This window comes from Halobacillus sp. H74 (assembly GCF_052246715.1).
Taxonomy (GTDB): domain Bacteria; phylum Bacillota; class Bacilli; order Bacillales; family Halobacillaceae; genus Halobacillus; species Halobacillus litoralis_A.
On sequence record NZ_JBQQCI010000003.1, the window covers coordinates 277991 to 302279 of the forward strand.

General features: G+C 45.4%; 22 protein-coding genes and 3 riboswitches. Of the genes, 21 read left to right on the top strand and 1 reads right to left on the bottom strand.

Annotation, left to right across the window (positions count from 1 at the left end; translation table 11 throughout):
- The first annotated feature begins 22 nt into the window (after positions 1-22).
- The 11 genes from pseC (at position 23) to ACTWPX_RS07810 (ending at position 14305) form a co-directional block, all read left to right on the top strand.
- Complete coding sequence (gene pseC / locus ACTWPX_RS07760; protein ID WP_443119514.1) at positions 23-1213, top strand: UDP-4-amino-4,6-dideoxy-N-acetyl-beta-L-altrosamine transaminase; 1191 nt, start codon at positions 23-25, stop codon at positions 1211-1213.
- Positions 1210-2259 (top strand): UDP-2,4-diacetamido-2,4,6-trideoxy-beta-L-altropyranose hydrolase, encoded by a 1050-nt coding sequence (gene pseG / locus ACTWPX_RS07765; RefSeq protein ID WP_443119227.1) that lies wholly within the window; start codon positions 1210-1212, stop codon positions 2257-2259. The genes pseC and pseG overlap by 4 nt, the downstream gene beginning before the upstream one ends.
- Positions 2252-2806 carry a UDP-4-amino-4,6-dideoxy-N-acetyl-beta-L-altrosamine N-acetyltransferase gene (gene pseH, locus ACTWPX_RS07770; protein WP_443119228.1) on the top strand — a complete coding sequence of 185 codons (555 nt, stop codon included), beginning with the start codon at positions 2252-2254 and terminating at the stop codon, positions 2804-2806. Before pseG ends, pseH begins: the two co-directional genes overlap by 8 nt.
- The gene (gene pseI / locus ACTWPX_RS07775; RefSeq protein WP_443119229.1) at positions 2784-3833 is read left to right on the top strand and encodes a pseudaminic acid synthase; all 1050 of its coding nucleotides are present in this window, start codon (positions 2784-2786) and stop codon (positions 3831-3833) included. Before pseH ends, pseI begins: the two co-directional genes overlap by 23 nt.
- A 12-nt stretch (positions 3834-3845) precedes the next feature.
- A complete protein-coding gene (locus ACTWPX_RS07780; RefSeq protein WP_443119230.1) occupies positions 3846-4577 on the top strand; it encodes a cytidylyltransferase domain-containing protein in 732 nt (243 codons plus the stop codon).
- 18 nt (positions 4578-4595) lie between these two features.
- The gene (locus ACTWPX_RS07785) at positions 4596-5306 is read left to right on the top strand and encodes a hypothetical protein (protein WP_443119231.1); all 711 of its coding nucleotides are present in this window, start codon (positions 4596-4598) and stop codon (positions 5304-5306) included.
- 664 nt (positions 5307-5970) lie between these two features.
- Entirely contained in the window at positions 5971-6936 is a 966-nt protein-coding gene (locus ACTWPX_RS07790; RefSeq protein ID WP_443119232.1) for an AAA family ATPase, read from the top strand.
- A complete protein-coding gene (locus ACTWPX_RS07795; RefSeq protein WP_443119233.1) occupies positions 6933-8198 on the top strand; it encodes a DUF58 domain-containing protein in 1266 nt (421 codons plus the stop codon). The genes ACTWPX_RS07790 and ACTWPX_RS07795 overlap by 4 nt, the downstream gene beginning before the upstream one ends.
- A complete protein-coding gene (locus ACTWPX_RS07800; protein WP_443119234.1) occupies positions 8198-10393 on the top strand; it encodes a transglutaminase TgpA family protein in 2196 nt (731 codons plus the stop codon). Before ACTWPX_RS07795 ends, ACTWPX_RS07800 begins: the two co-directional genes overlap by 1 nt.
- Positions 10394-10427: 34 nt before the next feature.
- Positions 10428-10529, top strand: a riboswitch (purine riboswitch).
- 536 nt (positions 10530-11065) lie between these two features.
- Complete coding sequence (gene guaA, locus ACTWPX_RS07805; RefSeq protein ID WP_443119235.1) at positions 11066-12604, top strand: glutamine-hydrolyzing GMP synthase; 1539 nt, start codon at positions 11066-11068, stop codon at positions 12602-12604.
- Between the two features lie 88 nt (positions 12605-12692).
- Positions 12693-12795, top strand: a riboswitch (purine riboswitch).
- Positions 12796-12970: 175 nt separating this feature from the next.
- Positions 12971-14305, top strand: coding sequence for an NCS2 family permease (locus tag ACTWPX_RS07810; RefSeq protein WP_443119236.1), 1335 nt, complete (start codon positions 12971-12973; stop codon positions 14303-14305).
- A 140-nt stretch (positions 14306-14445) separates the two neighbouring features.
- On the opposite strand, the gene ACTWPX_RS07815 is transcribed toward ACTWPX_RS07810, so the two are convergent.
- The gene (locus tag ACTWPX_RS07815) at positions 14446-14871 is read right to left on the bottom strand and encodes an Hsp20/alpha crystallin family protein (RefSeq protein WP_443119237.1); all 426 of its coding nucleotides are present in this window, start codon (positions 14869-14871) and stop codon (positions 14446-14448) included.
- A 143-nt stretch (positions 14872-15014) separates the two neighbouring features.
- Here ACTWPX_RS07815 and ACTWPX_RS07820 point away from each other — a divergent pair, with 143 nt between their 5' ends.
- From ACTWPX_RS07820 to purF, 10 genes are all read left to right on the top strand, one after another.
- Positions 15015-15584, top strand: coding sequence for a DUF2179 domain-containing protein (locus ACTWPX_RS07820; RefSeq protein ID WP_443119238.1), 570 nt, complete (start codon positions 15015-15017; stop codon positions 15582-15584).
- Positions 15553-15753 carry an NETI motif-containing protein gene (locus tag ACTWPX_RS07825; RefSeq protein ID WP_443119239.1) on the top strand — a complete coding sequence of 67 codons (201 nt, stop codon included), beginning with the start codon at positions 15553-15555 and terminating at the stop codon, positions 15751-15753. The genes ACTWPX_RS07820 and ACTWPX_RS07825 overlap by 32 nt, the downstream gene beginning before the upstream one ends.
- An 81-nt stretch (positions 15754-15834) precedes the next feature.
- Positions 15835-15935, top strand: a riboswitch (purine riboswitch).
- A gap of 88 nt (positions 15936-16023) precedes the next feature.
- The gene (purE, locus tag ACTWPX_RS07830) at positions 16024-16512 is read left to right on the top strand and encodes a 5-(carboxyamino)imidazole ribonucleotide mutase (RefSeq protein ID WP_443119240.1); all 489 of its coding nucleotides are present in this window, start codon (positions 16024-16026) and stop codon (positions 16510-16512) included.
- The gene (gene purK, locus ACTWPX_RS07835) at positions 16505-17632 is read left to right on the top strand and encodes a 5-(carboxyamino)imidazole ribonucleotide synthase (RefSeq protein WP_443119241.1); all 1128 of its coding nucleotides are present in this window, start codon (positions 16505-16507) and stop codon (positions 17630-17632) included. The genes purE and purK overlap by 8 nt, the downstream gene beginning before the upstream one ends.
- A 21-nt stretch (positions 17633-17653) precedes the next feature.
- A complete protein-coding gene (gene purB / locus ACTWPX_RS07840) occupies positions 17654-18946 on the top strand; it encodes an adenylosuccinate lyase (protein ID WP_128524432.1) in 1293 nt (430 codons plus the stop codon).
- A gap of 101 nt (positions 18947-19047) precedes the next feature.
- Positions 19048-19770: a phosphoribosylaminoimidazolesuccinocarboxamide synthase gene (gene purC / locus ACTWPX_RS07845; protein ID WP_443119242.1), complete on the top strand. Its 723-nt coding sequence runs from the start codon at positions 19048-19050 to the stop codon at positions 19768-19770.
- Entirely contained in the window at positions 19758-20003 is a 246-nt protein-coding gene (gene purS / locus ACTWPX_RS07850) for a phosphoribosylformylglycinamidine synthase subunit PurS (RefSeq protein WP_443119243.1), read from the top strand. The genes purC and purS overlap by 13 nt, the downstream gene beginning before the upstream one ends.
- Positions 20004-20687, top strand: coding sequence for a phosphoribosylformylglycinamidine synthase subunit PurQ (gene purQ, locus ACTWPX_RS07855; protein ID WP_443119244.1), 684 nt, complete (start codon positions 20004-20006; stop codon positions 20685-20687).
- The gene (gene purL, locus ACTWPX_RS07860) at positions 20671-22899 is read left to right on the top strand and encodes a phosphoribosylformylglycinamidine synthase subunit PurL (RefSeq protein ID WP_443119245.1); all 2229 of its coding nucleotides are present in this window, start codon (positions 20671-20673) and stop codon (positions 22897-22899) included. The genes purQ and purL overlap by 17 nt, the downstream gene beginning before the upstream one ends.
- Positions 22875-24287 carry an amidophosphoribosyltransferase gene (gene purF, locus ACTWPX_RS07865; protein WP_443119246.1) on the top strand — a complete coding sequence of 471 codons (1413 nt, stop codon included), beginning with the start codon at positions 22875-22877 and terminating at the stop codon, positions 24285-24287. The genes purL and purF overlap by 25 nt, the downstream gene beginning before the upstream one ends.
- Positions 24288-24289 lie beyond the last annotated feature (2 nt).

Sequence of the window (24289 nt, forward strand, 5' to 3'; positions counted from 1 at the left end):
GACGGTGGTAGTGAAAGAAAACATGGCGATATTCGGTGGGAAACCAGTCCGTGATACACTTTTACCTTATGGAAGCCAGTGGATCGATGAAAAAGACATAGAAGCAGTAGTTGCAACATTGCAGAGCGACTTTATTACAACAGGGCCGACAATCGAGCGCTTCGAAAGAAAACTCTCCGATTATGTCGGCTCTAAGTATGCGGTCGCTTTTTCCAATGGTACAGCTGCTCTTCATGCCGCCTGTTTTGCAGCAGGAATTACAGATGGTGATGAAGTGATCACTACACCCCTCACGTTTGCAGCTAGTGCGAATTGCGTCCTCTATATGGGAGGTAAGCCGGTCTTTGCTGATGTCGACCCAAACACTTATAATATCGATCCGGTGTCTGTAGAGTCGTTAGTGACTGGGAGGACGAAAGCGATTATCCCTGTCGATTTCACAGGCCAGCCCGCTGATTATGAACAGCTGCAGAGAATAGCTGATGACAAGGGCCTCGTCATCATAGAAGATGCAGCTCATGCACTGGGTGCTGACTTCAAAGGGAAGAAGGTCGGTTCATTCAGTGATATGACGATGTTCAGCTTTCATCCTGTCAAGCACATAACAACAGGAGAGGGTGGTGCGATCACCACAAACAACCCAGTCTATTATGAGAAGCTTAAGCTATTTCGCACTCATGGGATTACCAGAGATGTGATCCAGCTTGAACAAGAACGGAAAGATTGGGAGTATGAAATGCAATGTTTAGGCATGAATTATAGGCTTACTGATATCCAGGCTGCTCTTGGAGTCAGTCAGTTGAAGAAGTTGGCGGGTTTTGTAGAAAAAAGAAAAGAGTATGCCAGGCAATATACGAAAGCATTTGAAAAGATGGACCATGTGGCGCCCCCTTTTCAAATGGAGGGAAGCCAATCTAGCTGGCACCTTTATATCATTCGTTTGAATGGTCCATTGGCTAAGCAGAGGACCGAGGTATTTCATGCACTAAGAGCAGAAAACATCGGAGTCAATGTCCATTACATGCCTGTTCATACCCAGCCCTATTATCAAAGACTCGGCTATTCTTCAGGGGCTTGTCCGATCGCAGAATCGATTTATGAACAGGTCATAACTCTGCCGCTTTTCCCGAAGATGACAAAGGGTGACGTGAGGGATGTCATCAGGGCAGTGAAAAAAGTCGTTACCCATTATGAAAAAGAGGCGGGCGTATGAGGGTCGGATTCAGAACAGATGCCTCGACGGATTCAGGGACCGGTCATGTGATGCGGTGTCTCACTCTTGCGGAGGAACTTCGTATGCAAGGGGCAGAGGTTTTTTTTATGTGCAGAAGAAGACCTGGCGATCTAGTTGATTTTATTCAACAGAAAAGGTTCGCTGTTTATGCCATTACTGGAGCAGAGGGGATATCGTGGCGTGAAGATGCAGCACGGAGCCTGGGTATTTTGGATAACGTCGGGATTGTTGATTGGTTGATTGTCGATCATTACGATCTTGATGCCAGATGGGAAAGGGTATTGAAATCATCAGTCAAACGTTTGATGGTCATCGATGACCTTGCTGATCGCCCGCATGATTGTCACCTTCTATTGGATCAAAATCTTTATCCCGATATGGATAAAAGATATGAAGGACGGATACCGGATGGGACTGTCAAGTTATTGGGGCCAGCTTATACATTGTTGCGCGAGGAGTTCATCCTGGAAGCTGAACGTTTGAGTAACCCTAATGGCACCCTGGAGCGGATTCTAGTCTCGTTTGGGGGAAGTGACCCTACCAATGAAACATTGAAGGCACTCAAGGCGATTCTGATGTTGGAAAAGCAGCCAGAGGTTGATGTGGTGATCGGCAAGTCTAATCCATATCAAACAGAAATCTTAGCATTTTGCAAAAAGGTCAAGGAGTTTCATCTTCATATTCAAACCAACGAAATCGCCCGTTTAATGCAGAAAGCGGATATAGCAATCGGGGCAGGAGGGGGTTCCGTTTGGGAGCGCTGCTATATGAACCTCCCTTCTATAGTGATCGAAACAGCAAGTAATCAAACCGAAATCATTGCATTTCTGGAAGAGAAAGGCGCCATTTTCAATTTAGGTAAAAGTGAAAAAGTGAGGGTGGAAGACATTTACAAGCAATTGCAGGAACTGGATGATGATTCTTCTATTGTTCTGCAAGCATGGAAGTCAATTCGAGAAATCATGAAAGACCATGAAAGGTATGGAGTTACCAAGTACCTTATGGGTGGAGATCATCATGACTGATTTTTTATTGAGAGATATGGAAGTATCGGATTTGAAGCTTGTATGGAAATGGCGCAATAGAGAAGAGATCAGAAAAAATATGTACAATGACCAACCGATTCCGTGGTTGGATCATGTCGATTGGTTTGATAGGGAAAAAAAGAATCCATCGTCTTATACGAAACTGTTCCTTGGAGAAGGGCGTCCTTTAGGGGTCGTACGGTTTACGGATATCGATCTTGTACATCAGACATGTTATTGGGGTTTTTATATTGGTGAAAAGGACACCCCTAAAGGGTCTGGGACGATGATGGGAATACATGCATTGGATTTTATATTTTCCGAAGTGGATGTACGGAAAGTATGTGCCGAAGTATTGGGATTCAATAAAATCAGCGTCCGTTTTCATGAGAAATTGGGTTTTTTGGAAGAAGGACGGTTGAAAGAACAGATAAGAAGAGGGGATGACTTCATCGATGTAATTCCAATGGGGTTGTTCTACAATCGATGGAAAATGATAAGGAAAGCATTAGGGGGGATGGACAGTGGACATCAAGGTGCAAAGTAAACAAATAGGTGTAGATCATCCTCCTTTCATCATAGCCGAGATGTCAGGAAACCATAATCAATCGTTGGAACGTGCCCTGGAAATTGTAGAACAGGCAGCGGCAAGCGGTGCACATGCATTGAAAATCCAAACGTATACGGCGGATACGATGACGTTGGATCATAAAGGAAAAGAATTTCAAATCAAGGATTCAGAGAGTCTATGGAAAGGGAAAAGTTTGTATCAGCTTTATCAAGAAGCTTACACTCCCTGGGATTGGCATGAGAAGATCTTCAAGCGAAGCAGGGAACTGGGCATGATCGCCTTCAGTACCCCTTTTGACGAAACAGCTGTAGATTTTTTGGAAAGCCTGAATGTACCGCTGTACAAAATTGCATCGTTTGAAAATACAGATCTACCGTTGATTCGAAAAGTCGCTGCCACGGGTAAACCAGTGATCATTTCTACAGGAATGGCTACGGTCGGGGAAATAGAAGAGATGGTTGAAGCGGCACAGGGAGCGGGGTGTAAGGACCTCGTTTTATTGAAATGCACAAGCAGTTATCCGGCATCACCCGCGAATTCAAACATCTCAACCATTCCCCACCTCAAAGATTTGTTCAATTGTCAGGTCGGATTATCTGATCATACCTTAGGGACCGGCGTGGCTGTTGCCAGTGTGGCGTTAGGGGCGACAGTGATTGAAAAACACTTTACGTTGAAACGGGAGGATGGGGGTGTCGATGCCAAGTTCTCTTTAGAACCAACTGAAATGAAAAGTCTTGTGGAAGAGACGCAAAGAGCATGGCAGGCACTTGGAAAGGTGAGCTATGGTCCAACTGCGAGTGAGAAGGCTTCAGGAAAATATCGTCGTTCGTTATACATCACCGAAGATTTAAAGGCTGGTGAATACCTTACAAAAGAGAATCTAAGGGCTATCCGGCCAGGTTTTGGTTTGCCCCCTCACTATTACGATGTTTTATTAGGTAAAAGAGTCAATGCAGATGTGAGCCGGGGGACCCCGATGTCGTGGGATTTTATTGGGTAAGGGGGAGAGATTTTGAAAGTCGTCGCTATTGTTCAGGCCCGAATGGGATCGACAAGGCTGCCGGGGAAAGTATTGATGAAGGTCATGGGGAAGTCGTTGCTCGAATATCAAATCGAACGAATGCAGAGGGCGAAATCGATTACTGAGATTGTGATTGCCACATCAACAAAGCAGAAGGATGACCCGATCATTGACCTTTGTAATCAGTTATCCGTTTCACACTTCCGAGGTTCTGAACACGATGTGCTGGACCGGTTCTACCGGGCGGCTGAAGCATATGATGCAGAGGCGGTGGTGCGATTGACGGCGGATTGTCCACTGATTGACCCTGAAGTCATTGATCAAGTAGTGGATTATTATGTTAAAAATCATTACAGGTATGATTATGGTTCCAATACGGAAATGCGGAGTTATCCACGAGGGATGGATACGAGCATCTTCTCGTTCAAAGCTTTAGAACAGGCCTGCCGGGAAGCTCGTCTCCCATTTGATCGTGAACATGTGACTCCTTTTATCATTAGGAATGAGCAGAGGTTTCCTTCTTTCCACATTACTTACTCGCAGGATGCCAGCCATCATCGTTGGACTGTTGATACAAAAGAAGATTTCCAATTGATCGAGCATATTCTGAAGGAATTATATCCGAAAAATGAAAAGTTCACTTTAAAGGACACGCTCAATGTCTTCGAAAATCATCCAGAGTGGCTGAAAATCAATGATCATATAAGACAGAAGGATTCGTGAGTAAAGGAGTAGGTTCACGTGGCCAATCCTAAAGGGTTTGCCGCTGTTGACAGTGAAGCTGCTATTGTGAAGGTAGAGGTGAAGAAGTGCCGGGATTGGCTTGGCTTTTCATATGCGGATGATGGATGGCATTATTTTTGCGCTACCATCAAGCAATACATCGATGAACCATCCCTTTCATATAAAAAATCAATCTTGCGTAAGTATTATCAGCTTTTTCAACCGAAGTCACTGCGGGAGGGATTGTTTTATAAGGTAGCTGATACACCATTGAAAAAGCATAATCTATGGATGCCTTTACCTTGGGAAAACAACTTAAAGCTACCTGAAGGCGATCATCAGCATTTCGGTCCGAACTCGGAAGCATATGGAGAAACTGAGCTTTTACGGACGCTGCGAGTGTACAAAAAGATAAGGAAAGCAGGCTACCAGCCTCGTCATTTTCCAGACGGTTATATAAGAGGGTACTTTTTGAAAAGTGGAAAAGATTATCGATTTAAACTGACAGCAGGACAACATCGCATGGCTGCCCTCGGTGTCATGGGTCATCAAACGGTCAAAGTAAAAGTACAATCGAAATGGGAGCGGGTGATCGATCCTGCCAAGATCAAAGAATGGCCTCAAGTACGAAACCGGAGGTACACCAAAGAACAAGCTCTTTATATTTTCAATTCATATTTTAAACAGACGGGAAGAGAGAGGGCGATAAGATTAGGGTTGATGAAATAACCATATAGTTTGATATAGAATTAGCAGAGAGCTCTTCGGGGCTTTCTTTTTTTATGCCTGGAGATTTTTCATGTCTTAAGCATGGAAAAAAACACTTTAAAGGGTATCTTAAGGTTGTCGGGGGAATGCGTTCTGTTCAAATTCAAAGACTCATTAAAAAAAGCCTCAGTTTTAAAACTGAGGCTCCCCCTGCCACCTATACCTATACAAACTTTCGTCTCTTATGATTTATTATCTCTAATTAAGATGGCTTGAATTAAAGATACCACAAAATGACAAAATTGTTAACTGTTTTTTAGAGTTTTGTAAATGTCCTTTTGTGAGTGGTAACGACTCTGAATTTAGATCGAGGAAAAAATATCAAACTTCTACTATTGGGAAAGTTTTTTATTTATCCAGCTCTAGACTGCTCCGGAAATGAACATATTTATAGTCTTTATAATATGAAACCAACAAGAAAGTATACCTGAATGTCTTAAATCAGTAAAACCTCCTTTCACTGTTTATCGACAAAATTTTTATCGACATTAAACCCTGTGATGATACCTCTTCCTTTAATATCCAATTGTTCACATCCTTTGTTGAATGAGAAGCGATATAGTATAGTTATAATGAGCGTGATTATTCTGAAAAATTGTTATTTAGGAAGAAAGGGGTACACCAAATGACTCAGCAAACATTTTTGTATCAACCGAAGATTTCGGAAGTGCTTAAGAATATAAGGAAAGTCATGATAGGGAAAGAAGAGGCGGCCTTGTTAAGTGTAGTGGCACTACTGGCAAAAGGCCATGTGCTGCTCGAGGATGTTCCTGGTGTCGGAAAGACGATGCTTGTCAAAACTCTAGCGAAATCCCTCGATTGCGATTTCAAGAGAATTCAATTCACACCGGATTTGCTGCCGTCCGATGTGACTGGTGTATCTATATATAACCCAAAGAATATGGAATTCGAGTTCCGTGCTGGTCCGATCCTGGGAAATGTGGTATTAGCAGATGAAATCAACCGTACATCTCCAAAGACACAATCCGCGTTATTAGAGGGGATGGAAGAAACGAGCATCACCGTAGACGGGAAAACGATCCCGCTCAGTGACCCATTTTTCGTCATGGCCACCCAGAACCCGATCGAATATGAAGGGACGTATCCATTGCCGGAAGCTCAGTTGGACAGGTTCTTACTGAAAATGAAAATGGGCTATCCGACAGCGAAGCAGGAAATGGAAATGCTCTCAAGAACGTCGAACGGCCATCCGATTGAAGAGATTTCAGCCGTGCTGTCAAGGGAGGAACTGGTCGGACTGCAAAAGGAAGTAGCAGATGTGTATGTTGATAATTCTGTAAACCTTTACATCATCGACCTTGTGACAGCAACGAGGAATCATGAAGGGGTTTATCTGGGTGTCAGTCCTCGTGGTTCGATTTCACTAATGAAAGCAGCAAAAGCTTTTGCGTTCGTTCATGACCGTGACTATGTCATCCCGGATGATGTTCAATACCTTGCTCCATATGTGTTGTCACATCGAATGATCCTCACTTCTGAAGCGAAGTTTGAAGGTTCGAGTGCGGAATCGATCATCGAAGAACTCTTGACAGCTACATCCATCCCAGTGAACAGGAATATCAGTGAATGAGACAAACGTTGAATTTTTCAGCTAAGTTGAGCGTTGTCGCGGTTCTGTTCGCGATATTGTTTTCTTATGCTATGTTCCAGGGGGGCTTCGTCAGCTGGTTTCTATTCTATGCCTTCCTTCCTTTTCTTCTCTATATGTTAGGGGTTCTTTTCTATCCGATTCATAATTGGAAGGTGGAGCGCCGTTTATCGAAACGAATCGCGATGGGTGGGGAGACAATCCATGTCGATGTCAGACTGACGAGAAAGGTTCCGTTTCCAATCTATTATTGTGTGATTGAAGAGTACTTGCCGGATTCTTTGAAAAAAGTGGACGAGCACGTCAGCAAGTATGAAGATATGGAAAAAACGGAAGATTACTATGAATCGAGAAAAGTGAAGCGTGTCGCTTTCCCATGGTTCAGTAAACATATCAATTTCAATTACGAGCTGGCGAAGGTTCCGCGTGGGGAACATGCATTAAAAGCCATTCGCGTTAAGACAGGGGATTTCTTCGGTTTTGTAAAAAAAGAAGAAGTATATCAGCAGGAAAATAAGCTGGTGGTCTTTCCTTACCTCAGACCTGTGAAGATGAAAGAACGGGTTTACAGTTTCGAGCAAGGGGCGAGCCCTTCGTTCAAGCTTAATGAGAAGAATACCAATGTCGTTACTGGTGTCAGGGAGTACATGCCGGGAGACCGTTTCGCATGGGTTGACTGGAAGACGACGGCCAAGAAAAACCAAATGATGACCAAAGAGTTCGAACAAGAAAAAAGCGTTGATATGCTGCTTATTTTGAATGCAGCCTATCATCCTGAAATGAACGAATTGAGCTTTGAAGGTTCGGTTGAATTTACAGCTTCATTATTGAATGCTTTTCATAAAAAAGCCTCCCCGCTCGCTTTCATGACCCTCGGAGATGGGCGTAAGTATTTTCCTTTTCACCAGGATCACTCTCCTCACCAACAAATTCAGGGGCATCTGGCAAAGATTCGTCCAATAGGGCGGATTCCTTTTGGTCGGCAATTGGAAAGGGAGCACGCTTCGATTCCGAGCGGAGTCATGATGATGGTAGTTAGTCACCATTTGGACAATGATATTCAAGTGGCATTGAGTAAATTGGCGAAAAAGAGTAAGCGAGTAGTCTTTTTTTATGTTCGTCCTTATAAACGAATGAAGTTCCAAGACCATCAATCTGTGAAACAATTGAAAAACCAAGGGGTCATTGTCAATGTGTTATCAGAAGAGCAATTGACGCAACAAGAATTCGAGGTGAACACATAATGCTTGAACGACACTCGTTCATCTATAAGCTTACCCTCTATATCATAGGGTTTCTATTGTTTTGTGAGTGGCTCAGACCAATGGAGTCCATTTCGCACACCAATGATGTCAGAGTCTTCTTCGTCTACGCCACTTTTTGTTTTTTTGTTTCCTTTTTGCAAATCCAGTGGTGGCTTTCCATTCCGTTGAAGGGCTTGGGGATGGCCTTCATTATTGATGGATTGTATATAGCAGAGAGGATTTTTTCTCGCGACTGGTTTTCAGTCATTTATGAGCAAATCGTTTTCAACATCCAAATGATCCAAGGGCAGGAATGGTGGCAGATGACGCCAATGTTCCGCAGCTTATTGTTCTTAATTTTATTATGGTTGATGAGTTATCTGCTCTATTACTGGTTCGTTGTAGCAAGAAGGATGTTCATCTTCGTGCTTCTCACACTCGTTTTTGTGACTGTGACAGATACTTTCACTGTCTCCGATGGGAAATGGGCGATTGTCCGGACGTTCGTACTGGGGATGATCGCTCTTGGGTTCTCCAGCTTTGCGAAAGAGATGGAGAAGGAGTCTATTTCTTTCAGAGGCCTTCACAAAGCGCAAGTGTGGGCTCTCCCGTTGTTAGCAGTCATTCTCTTTTCATCGGCAGCTGCTTACGCTTCTCCTAAACTAGCACCACAGTGGCCGGACCCTGTTCCATACTTAGAAAGTGCGACAGGGGGATCTGGCCCCGGCGGGAGCGGACGCACACAGAAAGTCGGGTATGGCGAAGATGACAGCCGTTTAGGAGGTTCCTTCGTGCAGGATGACACCCGTGTTTTCCGTGCGACTGCGGATGGAGATCGTTACTGGAGAATCGAGTCGAAAGATACCTATACAGGAAAAGGATGGGAAGATACGTTAGAAGAACCAGTAGCCTCCATGGATCCAGATAATATAACCTATGAAACTTTTACTGATGAAGTAGAAGTGGAAGAGCAGAGGGCAATGATCCAAATGACAAATAATGCGTCCTTCCGCAAGCTTGTCTATCCTTACGGGTTGAGCTCCTTATTAGAATATCCTGCAAAATATGAATTGCGGGTGCATGAAAATACAGGGGAAATGGACACAATCAAAGGAGACTCGCCGGCGAAGGTCAACACATATGTCTTGAATTATGATTTCCCTTCCTTTGAATACGATCAGTTACGGAAAGCAGATGCAGAAGATCCGGCAGAAATTCGTGAAAAGTATCTTCAGCTGCCTGATGATTTACCGAACCGCGTACGTAACCTGGCGAGTCAAATCGTCGAGGAAGAGGATAATCGTTATGATCGTGCGAAAGCAGTCGAATCCTACTTTTCTTCAAATGGCTTCGAGTATTCGACTACCGATGTCCCGGTACCTGAGGAGAATGAGGATTATGTAGATCAATTTTTATTCGATTCCCAGATTGGTTACTGTGACAACTTTTCTACATCGATGGTCGTTCTGTTAAGGTCTGAAGGAATTCCGGCCCGGTGGGTAAAAGGATTCACTAGCGGAGAAAGGATTGATGCTCAGGAAAATCCTTATTCTGACGAGGTTCAGAATGTCTATGAAGTGACTAGTGGAAATGCCCACTCATGGGTGGAAGTTTATTTCCCTGAAGTTGGCTGGGTCCCATTTGAACCGACGAAAGGATTTACCAATAACGCTGATTTCTATTCAGATATAGACTCTGAGGCAGGAGAAGATATGAATGCAACCTCGGAAGAGGAAAATACACCTGAAGACAACATGGGTAACCCTCAGCAGCAAATGGAAGAAGAACAGGAGTCAGGAGATGCAGGTGTCGGAGGTTCTTCCGACAAAAGCTATACGTGGCTATGGGTTACACTTACTGCAATCTTAGTGACCGCTGTCATCCTTTATATCACCCGTTTCCGCTGGATGTCGGCATTGCTCATCCGCCGTTACCGAAAAAATAAGGATGAAGATACGTATGAAAAAGCGTACCACTATTTATTGAAACTGCTTGCCCATAAAGGGCTGAAGCGTAAGCCAGAGCAAACCCTCAGGGATTATGCGGGAACGGTCGATCGACATTTCCAGACAAATGAGATGCGCCGTCTGACGAATCATTATGAGCGTCTAGTATATCGGAATGAATCACAAAGCAGTCAATGGCCAAAAGTCACTGAATTATGGGAAAATTTAATTAAAAAAGCATTGTCTTGATTCCTTTAGATACGGTTGATAGAATGAATGGAAATTATCAGATACATTCTTCCTTCGTATATCCTCGAGAATAAGGCTCGAGAGTCTCTACCGGGGCACCGTAAACGCCCTGACTATGAAGGTGGGAATCACGTGACATGTGTGTACATGGATGGATTTCTGCCTTCGTCGTTTGTTTTATTGAAACGTAAGGCAGGAATCCATTTTTTTTAATGAAGGCAAGGGGCGTTGGGGGACGAGTCGCTTTCCGCGGGAGTCCGTTGAGCCTCCTCAGGCTAACGCCTTGCGGGGTCTCACCTAGAACTCTTTTCCCGCAGGAGTCTCCCCGTCCCCCAACGCCCCTTGCGATATGATATTCTTTGGAATCGATCAGTCCCAGTACTCTCCAGGAATGTTGAAAAATGCTCAAACCTCAAGGTAGAGCCTTCTTCCAGGAGACTCCCTTTATGAACTGGAATGATGGTTTCGTTCCTCCAATCATGGGAATGGGGTTTTGGAAATGGCTAGACTCCTGCGGGAAAGGATAGACTGGCGAGACCCCGCAGAGCTTTAGCTCGAGGAGGCTTGCCGTCTTCCCCGTGGAAAGCGAGTCATTTCCAAGACCCCATTTCTCCAAGCCAAAGCAACGAAACCGACACTATATAGAAAAGAAGAAAGAAGGAGTGGAAGAGTATGGAACAAGTGCAAGGTATGATTCTCGTCCTTGATTTTGGTAGTCAATACAATCAGTTGATCACAAGAAGGATCCGGGAGTTCGGAGTGTATAGTGAACTCCGCTCTCACAAAATCAGTGTCGAAGAAATCAAAGAGCTAAACCCCAGTGGCATCATTTTGTCAGGGGGACCGAACAGTGTGTATGGCGAGAAGAGTTTCCGTTGTGATGAAGATCTGTTCGAATTAGGGATTCCGGTGCTTGGTATTTGTTATGGAATGCAGCTCATGACTCATCATTTTGGCGGAAAAGTAGAACGTGCCAATGAGCGGGAGTATGGAAAAGCGGATATTCAGGTTGCAAAAGACCCGGTGATCTTTCGAAAGACACCACGTGAACAACCTGTATGGATGAGTCACAGTGATAAAGTGATTGAGGCACCGGCAGGCTTTCAAGTGGATGCAACAAGCTCGTCCTGCCCTGTCGCTGCTATGAGTGATACCGGGAAGCAAATGTACGGCGTCCAGTTCCATCCAGAAGTCCGCCATTCCGAGTATGGAAATGATATTTTGCGGAGTTTTGTTTTTGAAGTCTGTGAAGCGACAGATGATTGGACGATGGAACATGTTGTTGAAATGGAAGTAGAAAAAATCCGCGAGCAAGTCGGCGATCGTAAAGTTTTGTGTGCGCTGAGTGGAGGGGTCGATTCCTCTGTAGTCGCAGCTTTGATCCACCGTGCTATCGGAGATCAACTGACATGTATTTTTGTCGATCACGGTTTATTACGTAAAAATGAAGCGGATGATGTCATGCGTACACTTGGGGATGGTTTCAACATGAACATCCTTAAAATTGATGCAAAGGATCGCTTCATGAGCAAGCTTGAAGGTGTATCCGACCCTGAGAAGAAACGTAAAATCATCGGGAATGAGTTCATTTATGTATTTGATGATGAAGCAGAGAAGCTGAAGGATATCGATTTCCTTGCTCAAGGGACTCTTTATACTGATATCATTGAAAGTGGTACAGAAACAGCACAAACGATCAAATCACACCATAATGTTGGCGGACTGCCTGAAGATATGGAGTTTGATCTGATTGAGCCATTGAACACATTGTTCAAAGATGAAGTGCGTGCACTAGGGCTTGAACTCGGAGTGCCTGAGCATATCGTGTGGCGTCAGCCATTCCCTGGCCCTGGGCTGGCGATTCGTATTTTAGGAGCAATCACCGAAGAGAAGTTGGAAATTGTCCGCGAATCGGATGCTGTCCTTCGAGATGAAATCAAAAATGCCGGGTTGGACCGGGACATTTGGCAATACTTCACAGTGCTTCCTGATATTCGTTCAGTCGGTGTCATGGGGGACGAGCGTACCTATGATTACACGATCGGTATTCGCGCAGTGACATCCATTGATGGGATGACTTCGGACTGGGCACGTATTCCATGGGAAGTCTTAGAAAAAATTTCTACTAGAATCGTCAATGAGGTCGATCACATCAACCGCGTCGTCTATGATGTGACAAGTAAGCCGCCAGCGACGATCGAGTGGGAATAAGCGAACAAAAAGACTCCCTCATTAATTAATGTTCGGTTTCAGGGTTGACGGTTGCTGTCGAACCTTGTAAGATGAAATCAATTAAGAGAAATTGAATAGGTAACACCGTCGTATAATTTTGGGGATATGGCCCATGAGTTTCTACCAGACTTCCGTATATCAGTCTGACTACGTTGGTGAATTGGCGAAGGGTAGTGCTTTTTTCAGTAACTTCCTCGCCCGTTTCCTTCGTATAGACGTAGACACTCTTGGGGTTATCCAGGAGTGTCTTTTTTTGTGGACAACAGGTAAACAAAAAAGAAAAAGTACCTGGAACCAAAAATAAGTCGGCATTTAATAGAGAGAGGTAAAAGGGGAGGAAACAGCATGAGTAAATATTTTAAATTCAAGGAATTCGGGACAACTTATCGAAGAGAGTTCATGGCTGGTTTAACTACGTTTTTAGCTATGGCGTATATTCTGTTCGTCAACCCGTCTACTTTGGCGCTTGATGGAATTGAGCAGCTTCCTGAAGGTGTTACAAGGATCGATAAAGGGGCAGTGTTCACTGCAACAGCCATCGCTGCGGCGGTGGGTACGTTGATAATGGGCTTGTATGCGAGGTACCCAATCGCTTTAGCACCTGGTATGGGGCTGAACGCATTCTTCGCTTACACGGTTGTTTTGGGGTATGGCATTCCATGGGAAACGGCGCTCGCTGGTGTTTTGGCATCTGGACTTATTTTTATCGTATTAACTTTAACAGGCTTGCGCCAATTGATCATCGATGCCATCCCGGGAAACTTGAAACTGGCGGTGGGGGCCGGAATCGGTTTGTTCATCGCCTTCATCGGCTTCCAAAATGCAGGCATCGTTCAAAACAGTGATGCAACACTCGTGCAATTGGGTGATTTGACAGCTGGACCAACATTGCTTGCGATTTTTGGAATCATTGTCAGTATCGTCTTGATGGCGCTAGGGTTGAGGGGCGGTATTTTCTATGGCATGGTATTGACGGCGATTGCTGGGATGGTGACAGGGCTGATTGCACCACCGACAGGTATCAATGATGTCGTCGGTTCTGCGCCAAGCGTTGCCCCGACATTTGGAGCAGCTCTTACTCATTTTGGTGATATTTTTACAATTGAAATGCTGGTTGTTATTCTGACATTTTTATTCGTCGACTTCTTCGATACGGCAGGAACCCTTGTTGCAGTTGCGACCCAAGCTGGCTTCATGAAGGACAACAAGCTTCCTCGTGCGAACCGCGCTTTGTTCTCAGACTCTGCGGCAACGGTTGTTGGTGCAATTGCTGGTACTTCAACGACGACAAGTTACATTGAATCGACAGCTGGTGTAGGAGCAGGTGGTCGAACTGGTTTTGCATCGGTGGTTACAGCTGGATTCTTCATATTGGCGCTCTTTTTCTCGCCTTTGTTGTCTGTAGTAACAGCGGAAGTTACCGCTCCTGCGTTGATCATTGTCGGTGTCTTGATGGCCTCGACTTTGAAGAATATCGACTGGGATCAGTTTGAAATCGGTGTCCCTGCGTTCTTCACCGTGGCTGCGATGCCGCTCACATACAGCATTGCAACAGGTATTGCCATCGGGTTTATTTTCTATCCGATTACAATGCTTTTGAAAGGGCGAAAAGCAGAAATCCATCCGATCATGTATGTACTATTTATCATCTTCATTTTGTATTTCATATTTTTGGCATAGGAATCGGTCGGTTCCAACGGGGATTTCTGTGACACACAAGATAGAGGGATAAAAGGGGAACTTGGCGTTACGTTCTATATCGTTCGAATCGGCAAACCTTTAACAAAACAAAGCCGGCAGTCGTTAAGTGGCTGCCGGTTTTATTCATCTTCCAGATGACGGATTGTAATGGGGCGTTGGCGGGTCGAGTCAGAAATGTAACGATGCAATTGAATGATGAGAAGGCCGTGCTTATAGGTCGCTTCCACTTTATCGTGTCTGACCGGGAAAGGGAGGTCAATACTGCGTTCAAAAGTTCCATCAGCAATTTCTGATTTTATCTGGTGACCGCCGCGTTGATTGATTTCGATTTTTCCGCGCAGGGTCAAGGTAGAGTGATCGACGAGCACATCGACGTTCTTAGGATGATTCATGCCCGGGATGTTGACAAAGCAAAGAAGTTCGTTGTCATACTGGTAAAGGTTGACGGCAGGGATGGACGGTTTCATCATCCCTTCGAAGTCCCCCCAAAATTCCTGGCCGAAGAAGCGGTCGAGATTTGTTTTCCAATCTTTGAACTGGTCCATTTCATCAACCTCCATAAATTGTCACTAATTGCGATGAAAACATATTGTGTATGTCTCTTCTCATGGTTTATAGTGTATGCAAGAATATCGACTAGGTGAATATCTCGGGTCTTTATTTGCATCTCTTTTAGGAGGCTACATCCATGTTTGAGAACCCATTAATGCTTATTGTGATTATTTTAGCCGTCAACATTGTTTATGTGTCATTTTTTACTTTGCGGATGATTTTTACATTGAAAGGGCAGCGTTATTTTGCAGCTTTTATTAGTATGTTTGAGATCGTCACCTACATTTACGGCCTCGGACTCGTGCTGGACCGTATGGATCAAATCGAGAATGTCATTGCGTACGCGGTCGGGTACGGACTCGGCGTGATCGTGGGGATGAAGATTGAAGAGAAGCTCGCACTCGGGTATATTACAGTTAACGTGATATCTTCAGACCCAGATATCGAATTCACCCGCCGGCTGCGGGAAAAAGGATATGGTGTGACGAGCTGGTATGCTTATGGGATGGAAGGCGACCGTTTGGCGATGCAAATTTTGACACCGAGGAAGTATGAACTAGCTTTGTATGAAACCATTCGCTACATCGATCCGAAAGCGTTCATCGTAGCTTACGAACCGAAACAGATCCACGGGGGATTCTGGGCGAAATCTGTGAAGAGAGGAAAGATTCGCGATGCCCAAAAAGAACAGCAAGAAGCGCTTTGAAGTCGGTGAAAAAGAATCAATCGATCAATGCCTTGATCGGATGAAGAAAGAAGGCTACATGCCGATTCGCCGTGCTGAAGAGCCGATTTTCCGGGAAGAAACACGGAATGGGGAAAAAGTGATGGAGCCTGTAGGAAAAACGATCGTATTTCATGCAGTTAAGCAATAAAACCGAACGTTTTTTATTTTCATTTTTATTATCGTTCGTTATTGACGTTGACATCCACAAGTTTCTCTTGATATGATAAAAGCAGAATTGAATAGACGACCTCATATAAGACGGGGATATGGCCCGTACGTCTCTACCTGGGAACCGTAAATTTCCGGACTATGAGGGGAGCTTTCTATCACCGGACATACGTATGCCTGTTCGACTCCTCTCATGCTTGAGGTGTCGAGCAGGTTTTTTTATGTTTGGAAGAAGATTGGGAGGGATTGCATGGCTGAAGTTGGCGTAATCATGGGAAGTATTTCAGATTGGGAGACGATGCAGGAAGCATGTGCAGTATTGGATGAGCTCTCCATCGATTATGAAAAAGAGATTATATCCGCTCACCGTACTCCTGAAGATATGTTCACATATGCGGCTGAGGCACGGGAGAGAGGGATGAAAGTCATCATTGCCGGAGCAGGTGGGGCTGCTCATCTGCCGGGAATGGTCGCTTCGAAAACAACCTTACCGGTGATTGGCGTTCCTGTAGAATCGAAGGCGCTGCAAGGACTTGATTCATTACTCTCGATTGTGCAAATGCCAGGTGGTGTCCCTGTTGCTACGGTAGCAATCGGTCGGGCTGGAGCAAAGAACGCTGGTTTATTATCAGCCGAAATAATCGGTGCGTTTGATGAAAATGTAGCTGGTAGATTGACAGACTATCGAAAGACGATGGTGGATAAAGTAGAAGGGATGAGGAGGGATTTGCGTGGATAATAAAGTCATTCGACCAGGGCAAACGATAGGCATCCTCGGTGGCGGTCAGTTAGGAAAAATGATGGCTGTTGCTGCGAGGCAGATGGGGTATCGGATTGCAGTTCTGGATCCATCTGAAGATTGTCCGTGCGCTCCTCTTGCTGATGAACAGATTGTCGCAGCTTATGATGATGTCGATGCGGCTCAGCGATTAAGTGATGTTAGTGATGTTATTACTTATGAGTTTGAGAATGTCGACCTTTCCGTTGCTCGATTGTTTGAAACTGAAGCGAAGCTGCCTCAAGGAGCTTATGCACTTGAGGTGACGCAAAACCGTGAGAAAGAAAAACAAGTAGCTGTCGATGCTGGGCTGTCCGTGCCTGTTTATCGTATTGTTCAAACTTACGATCAATTGACGGAAGCACTTGAAACAATAGGGTTTCCGGCAGTAATTAAGACGATCAGTGGCGGTTATGATGGGAAAGGGCAGTTGAAGATAGAACAACAGGAGCAGCTTGATGAAGCCGAGACGTTCATCAAAGAAGGCGGCACTCATATCGTGGAAGAATGGTTGAGCTTCGATCTTGAAATATCTCAAGTATTCACGAGAGGACAGGACGGACAAATCACCGCCTTCCCAACTGCAGAAAATATTCATAAAAATCACATTTTGCATGAGACGAGGGTACCGGCAAATGTTTCTGAAAGCGTGGTCGCAAAAGCTGAAAAGGCAGTCGGTATGCTTGCTGAACATATCGGAGTAATCGGGACGTTTGCGGTAGAAATGTTCGTCAAAGATGAAGAGGTCTTCATTAATGAAATGGCACCGAGACCACATAACTCTGGGCATTATACAATTGAAGCGTGTAATATATCGCAGTTCGAACAGCATATCCGTGCCATCTGCGGCCTTCCACTTCTCCCCGTTCATACTGTAGGAGCGGCAGTCATGGTGAACGTGCTTGGTAAACATCGCGAAATTTTGATAGACAAAATAGAGCAGTATTACGGTTTTCATTTTCATGATTACGGAAAAGGAAAGTCTCGAATGTACCGTAAGATGGGGCATATTACGTTTATCGGTAACGACTTAGCAGAGATTGAAGAAAAAATCGAAGAAAATCAAATTCATTTATGGTAGGAACCGACGAGGAGGAAGACGATGATTGAACGTTATACACGTCCTGAAATGGGTGCAATTTGGACAGAGGAGAACCGTTATCAAGCATGGCTGGAGGTTGAACTTTTAGCATGTGAAGCATGGAGTGAATTAGGTGTCATCCCAAGAGAGGATGTCACTAAGCTTCGCGAAAAAGCATCTTTTGATGTAGAGCGTATCCATGAAATCGAAGCAGAAACAAGGCATGATGTTGTAGCTTTTACTCGGGCAGTATCAGAAACAGTAGGCGAAGAGCGGAAATGGGTCCATTACGGGCTGACCTCTACAGATGTCGTAGATACGGCCCTGTCTTATCAATTAAAGCAGGCAAATGAAATCATCCGTAAAGACTTGGTGAATTTCATTGAAATCCTTGGCCGAAAAGCTCAGGAACATAAGCACACAGTCATGATGGGGCGGACCCATGGTGTCCATGCGGAACCGACCACGTTCGGGTTGAAGCTCGCTTTGTATTATGAAGAGATGAAGCGTAACTTGGAACGATTAGATCTTGCATTAAAGCATATCGAAGTTGGTAAGCTTTCCGGTGCTGTCGGCACATACGCGAACATCGACCCATATGTGGAAGAGTATGTCTGCGAAAAACTCGGGCTGGACGCGGCGACTGTTTCGACACAGACATTACAGCGCGATCGCCACGCCCACTACGTGTCGACATTAGCCTTGATCGCAACATCTATTGAGAAAATCGCCGTAGAAATACGCGGACTTCAAAAAACGGAAACACGTGAGGTGGAAGAGTATTTCGCAAAAGGACAAAAAGGTTCCTCTGCGATGCCTCACAAGCGCAATCCGATCGGTTCTGAAAACATGACTGGGATGGCGCGCGTGCTTCGCGGTGAAATGGTCACAGCTTTCGAAAATGTCCCATTGTGGCATGAACGTGATATTTCCCACTCGTCTGCTGAACGCATCATCCTGCCAGATGCGACAATCGCACTTAATTATATGCTGAATCGTTTTGGAAATCTGGTGAAGAATCTGACGGTTTTCCCTGAGCGGATGCAAGAAAATATGGAGAAGACATATGGTTTGATTTTCTCCCAACGCGTGCTGCTGACGCTCATCGACGAAGGTATGGTACGCGAGGAAGCGTACGATTTGGTGCAACCGAAAGCGATGGAAGCATGGGAACGCGGAGTACCGTTCCGTGAACTGATTGAATCAGATGACAAGATTACATCCACATTGTCAGAAGAACAGCTGGATGGCTGCTTTGACTATAAACACCACTTAAAACAAGTCGACCGCATATTTGACCGGATCGGACTCTGATTTCCATAAAATGTTATACCTGAGGAACCAGAAACTGGTTCCTCAGGTATAACAGATATTTCCAATTGATTTAACAATTATCGAGCGAGGTGTTTCTTACTATGAAGGGTTCACTATTGTATGAAGGTAAAGCGAAACGGGTGTACCATACGACAGATGATTCAGGACGCCTGATTTTATCTTATAAAGATGACGCAACGGCGTTCAATGGCAAGAAAAAAAGCGAGTTCGAAGGCAAAGGTCGCCTGAATAACTTGATTACCTCAAAAGTATTTGAATACTTGCATCAGCAAAACATCCCTACCCATTTTATTGAAGCTTGTAACGATACGGAACAATTGGTCGATCAAACGACGATCATTCCTATTGAAGTCGTCGTTCGTAATATTGCGGCTGGCAGTATCACACGTCGGCTCGGCATTGAAGAACAGACAAGCTTCACCCCGCCAATCATTGAATTGTTTTACAAAAAAGACGAATTGAATGATCCACTTATCAATGACGTTCATGCGTACCACCTGACAGATATCAACGAACAAGAACTTACATTCATCAAACACCAGGCTCTTATCATCAACGAGCACTTAATAGAATTATTTAGATCTGCTGGCCTTGATCTCATCGATTTCAAACTGGAGTTCGGCCGTCGAACGGATGGAACCATCGTTTTAGCTGATGAAATTTCACCAGATACTTGCCGTCTTTGGGACAGCCAAACAGGTAAAAAAATGGACAAAGACGTCTTCCGCGAAAATATCGGAAGCTTGATCGAGACGTATGAGAATATTTTACAACGACTGGAGGAGAATGTATGCGCAAAGTAAAGATCCACATCACCTTGAAAGAGGGCGTGCTCGATCCACAAGGGAAAGCCGTCCAAAACTCACTGCAATCCCTGGAGTACAATACTGTCGAAGATGTTCGTGTCGGAAAATATATGGAAGTGGTGATGAAAGATAGCGACAACCTCGAAAAACAGATCGACCAAATGTGTGATCAGCTGCTCGCCAACCCGGTTATTGAAAATTACAGCTATACGATCGAGGAGGTTGTTTAAGTGAAGTTCGCTGTTGTTGTTTTTCCAGGTTCAAACTGTGACCGTGACATGTATTACGCTGTAAAAGATCATTTAGGTGCAGAAGCTGATCTCGTCTGGTACCAGGAAGCGAATCTAGCAAACTATGACGCTGTTCTCCTTCCCGGTGGCTTTTCATACGGCGACTATTTGCGCTCGGGAGCGATCGCCTCTACGTCTTCTGTAATCGAACAGATCCGTGAAGCTGCAGAAATGGGGAAACCTGTGCTTGGCGTCTGCAACGGTTTCCAGGTTCTACTTGAAATGGGGCTGCTGCCCGGGGCGATGCTTCCCAATGAACGCCTCAAGTTCATGTGCCATTTTGAAACTTTGACAGTGGAGAACTCGAACACTTTATTCACTTCTCAATATGAAGAAAAAGAAAAAATTCAAATTCCGATCGCACACGGGGACGGGAACTATTTTTGCGATGAACCAACCTACCAGAAACTGAGTGACAACAACCAAATCATCTTCACTTATGATGATAATCCGAATGGATCGGTCGGGAACATTGCCGGTATTACCAATCAAAAGGGGAATGTCCTCGGTATGATGCCTCACCCTGAACGAGCGGTTGAAGCGTTGCTCGGCCATGAAGACGGTCTGCGGTTATTTGAATCGATTTTGACACATTGGAGGGAACATCATGCCATCAATGCTTGAAATTAGTCCAGAGGCAATTGAAGAAAAACGCGTTTATTCGGAAATGGGTTTGACAGATGAAGAGTATCTGTCGATCAAATCGATTCTAGGTAGACAGCCGAATTACACAGAAATCGGTTTGTTCTCTGTGATGTGGTCAGAGCATTGCAGTTATAAGAACTCGAAGCCACTATTGAAAAAGTTCCCGACAGAAGGCCCTCATGTTTTGCAAGGACCGGGAGAAGGCGCCGGGGTCATCGATATCGGTGATGATCAAGCGGTAGTTTTCAAGATTGAGAGCCACAACCACCCCTCAGCCGTCGAGCCTTATCAAGGCGCTGCGACAGGGGTTGGCGGGATATTGCGTGATGTCTTTTCAATGGGAGCCCGTCCGATAGCACTATTGAATTCACTTCGGTTCGGTTCCTTGGAGCAGCCGCGTGTGAAGTATCTTTTTGAAGAAGTCGTCCGTGGAATTGCAGGTTACGGCAACTGTGTCGGCGTCCCGACCGTAGGGGGAGAAGTACAGTTTGATAATGCCTACAACGGCAATCCGCTCGTGAATGCGATGTGTGTAGGGTTGATCGATCACAAAGATATTCAAAAAGGAATCGCAGCCGGTCTCGGAAATACGGTCATGTATGTTGGTGCGAAAACAGGCCGCGATGGAATTCACGGCGCAACCTTCGCCTCGGAAGAATTATCGGAAGAATCAGAAGAAAAACGTCCATCAGTCCAAGTCGGCGATCCATTCATGGAAAAATTACTGATTGAAGCTTGTCTTGATGTTATCCATCATGATGCTCTCGTCGGTATCCAGGACATGGGTGCAGCGGGGCTTACATCATCTGCAAGTGAAATGGCAAGCAAAGCCGGCACTGGGATGACTATGAACCTGGATCAGATTCCACAGCGTGAACGAGATATGACAGCATATGAAATGATGCTTTCTGAATCTCAGGAACGGATGCTCCTCGTTGTAGAGAGAGGACGCGAAGAAGAGATTGCCAGCGTCTTTCGCAAATACGATCTGGAAGCCGTAGCTGTCGGTGAAGTCACGGATACTAAACGTTTCCGGCTTGAGCACAATGGGGAGGTTGTCGCTGATGTGCCTGTCGATTCCCTTGCGGAGGATGCGCCAGTCTATCATCAGCCTTCTCGCGTGCCTGACTATTACCAGGAGTTCCAGTCGATGGAAGACTATGTACCTGCAGTGAGCGATTATCGTCAAACATTGGTCGATTTATTGAAGCAGCCAACGATCGCAAGTAAAGAGTGGGTATACGATCAGTACGACTCGATGGTGCAGACAAATACGGTGGTGACACCGGGATCGGATGCAGCTGTGCTTCGTGTCCGTGGTACGAAGAAAGCGATCGCGATGACGACGGATTGCAATTCCCGGTACATTTACGTGGATCCAGAAGTCGGAGGCAAGATCGCAGTCGCAGAAGCTGCGCGCAACATCATTTGTTCTGGTGGTCGTCCACTTGGATTGACTGACGGGTTGAATTTCGGTTCACCTGAAAACCCGGAAATTTTTTGGCAAATGGAAAAAAGCGTTGATGGTATGAGTGAAGCATGCCGGGAACTTGGTACGCCTGTCATCAGCGGAAATGTATCTTTGTACAACGAATCTTTCGGTGGCCAGGCAATTTATCCGACACCGATTGTCGGGATGGTCGGATTGATTGAAGACACTGCGCATATTACACAATCCCATGTGAAGCAGGCAGGCGATCTGCTATACGTAATCGGAGAAACGCATGCCGAATTCGGAGGCAGTGAACTGCAAGGCATGATCGAAGGGAAGCATTTCGGAAAAGCGCCAGCGCTTGATTTGCAAAAAGAAGCGATCAGGCAAAAGCAATTGTTGACCGCGATACGCTCCGGACTTGTTGAATCGGCGCATGACTTAGCAGAAGGCGGACTTGGTGTCGCCTTAGCAGAAAGCCTTTTCGAACAAGAACTCGGCTGTGATGTGACGGTAGATGATGATGTAACAGCAGCTTTATTTTCAGAAACACAGTCCCGCTTTCTTGTCTCGATCAAACCAGAAAATCAACAAGCGTTTGAACAAGCGGTCACGGAAGCACACAAAATCGGAACCGTTACAGGAGATGGCGTTTTTCAAGTATCACAGGAACATCAGGTTGTGTTGGAAGAGCACATTACTACATTGAAGGATACGTGGAAAGGAGCTATTCCATGCTTGGTGAAATCAAAGGGTTAAATGAAGAATGCGGAATATTCGGCGTTTGGGGACATCCGGAATCAGCTCAGCTGACTTACTATGGCCTGCATGCACTCCAGCATCGCGGTCAAGAAGGAGCGGGCATCGTCACGACAGATGGAGAACAGCTGAAAATCGCTAAGGGCCACGGCCTGATCAATGACGTTTTCTCACAAAATCAGCTGGAAGATTTGCAAGGGCACGCATCTGTAGGTCATGTACGCTACGCCACAGCAGGGGATGGCGGCTATGAAAACATTCAGCCGCTCCTCTTTCGCTCACAAACGGGAGGACTCGCACTTGCGCACAATGGCAATCTGGTAAACGCACAAGCTCTGAAAAATCAACTGGAAGCGCAGGGAAGCATTTTGCAGACGACATCAGATACAGAGGTGGTCGCCCATTTGATTAAGAGAGCGCGCCACTTGCCTTTAGAACAGGCGATTTCAGAAGCATTTTCAATGATCAAGGGTGCTTATGCTTTCTTGGTGATGACTGAAGATTGCATGTTCGTTGCAAATGATCCGCGCGGATTACGTCCATTAAGTCTCGGACATATGGGGGATTCGTGGATGGTCTCCTCGGAAACATGTGCATTCGATGTTGTCGGTGCGACATATGACCGTGAGATCAAACCTGGCGAATTGTTGATGATTTCCGATGAAGGGGTTGAATCAATACGCTTTTCTGCTCCGATTCAGCGCACACTCTGCTCTATGGAATATGTCTATTTCTCCAGACCTGACAGCAACCTGGATGGGAAAAATGTCCACGCTTCCCGTAAGCGGATGGGTAAGTCTCTTGCTGAAGAAGCTCCGGTGGATGCAGATGTCGTGACCGGTGTGCCAGACTCGAGCATTTCGGCAGCGATCGGATATGCTGAAGCCTCAGGCATCCCCTACGAGCTTGGCTTGATTAAAAACCGATACGTCGGACGTACATTCATACAACCGTCCCAGGAACTGCGCGAGCAAGGGGTGAAGATGAAGCTTTCGGCCGTCCGCGGCATTGTCGAAGGAAAAAGAGTAGTCATGGTCGATGATTCAATCGTACGAGGGACGACAAGCCGGCGGATTGTGAAAATGTTGAAAGAGGCGGGAGCGAAGGAAGTACACGTTCGTATCGCGTCTCCACCGATAGAGAACCCTTGTTATTACGGAATCGATACCTCGAATAGCGGAGAACTGATTGCAGCAAACCGGTCAGTCGAAGAAATCGAAGCACAAATCGGTGCTGACAGTTTGAATTTTCTATCGGTCGATGGTCTGAACGACAGCATCTACCAAGGTGAAGAATCGATGGAGCACGGGGGCTGCATGGCTTGCTTCACCGGCAATTATCCGACAGAAATCTATCCAAATACAGTTCATCCGTATGAAAAATTGTGAGG

Coding starts and splice junctions, on each gene's coding strand:
- pseC (WP_443119514.1), top strand. CDS start 23: ATGGCGATATTCGGTGGGAAACCAGTCCGTGATACACTTTTACCTTAT.
- pseG (WP_443119227.1), top strand. CDS start 1,210: ATGAGGGTCGGATTCAGAACAGATGCCTCGACGGATTCAGGGACCGGT.
- pseH (WP_443119228.1), top strand. CDS start 2,252: ATGACTGATTTTTTATTGAGAGATATGGAAGTATCGGATTTGAAGCTT.
- ACTWPX_RS07790 (WP_443119232.1), top strand. CDS start 5,971: ATGACTCAGCAAACATTTTTGTATCAACCGAAGATTTCGGAAGTGCTT.
- ACTWPX_RS07795 (WP_443119233.1), top strand. CDS start 6,933: ATGAGACAAACGTTGAATTTTTCAGCTAAGTTGAGCGTTGTCGCGGTT.
- ACTWPX_RS07800 (WP_443119234.1), top strand. CDS start 8,198: ATGCTTGAACGACACTCGTTCATCTATAAGCTTACCCTCTATATCATA.
- guaA (WP_443119235.1), top strand. CDS start 11,066: ATGGAACAAGTGCAAGGTATGATTCTCGTCCTTGATTTTGGTAGTCAA.
- ACTWPX_RS07810 (WP_443119236.1), top strand. CDS start 12,971: ATGAGTAAATATTTTAAATTCAAGGAATTCGGGACAACTTATCGAAGA.
- ACTWPX_RS07815 (WP_443119237.1), bottom strand. CDS start 14,871: ATGGACCAGTTCAAAGATTGGAAAACAAATCTCGACCGCTTCTTCGGC.
- ACTWPX_RS07820 (WP_443119238.1), top strand. CDS start 15,015: ATGTTTGAGAACCCATTAATGCTTATTGTGATTATTTTAGCCGTCAAC.
- ACTWPX_RS07825 (WP_443119239.1), top strand. CDS start 15,553: ATGCCCAAAAAGAACAGCAAGAAGCGCTTTGAAGTCGGTGAAAAAGAA.
- purE (WP_443119240.1), top strand. CDS start 16,024: ATGGCTGAAGTTGGCGTAATCATGGGAAGTATTTCAGATTGGGAGACG.
- purB (WP_128524432.1), top strand. CDS start 17,654: ATGATTGAACGTTATACACGTCCTGAAATGGGTGCAATTTGGACAGAG.
- purC (WP_443119242.1), top strand. CDS start 19,048: ATGAAGGGTTCACTATTGTATGAAGGTAAAGCGAAACGGGTGTACCAT.
- purS (WP_443119243.1), top strand. CDS start 19,758: ATGCGCAAAGTAAAGATCCACATCACCTTGAAAGAGGGCGTGCTCGAT.
- purL (WP_443119245.1), top strand. CDS start 20,671: ATGCCATCAATGCTTGAAATTAGTCCAGAGGCAATTGAAGAAAAACGC.
- purF (WP_443119246.1), top strand. CDS start 22,875: ATGCTTGGTGAAATCAAAGGGTTAAATGAAGAATGCGGAATATTCGGC.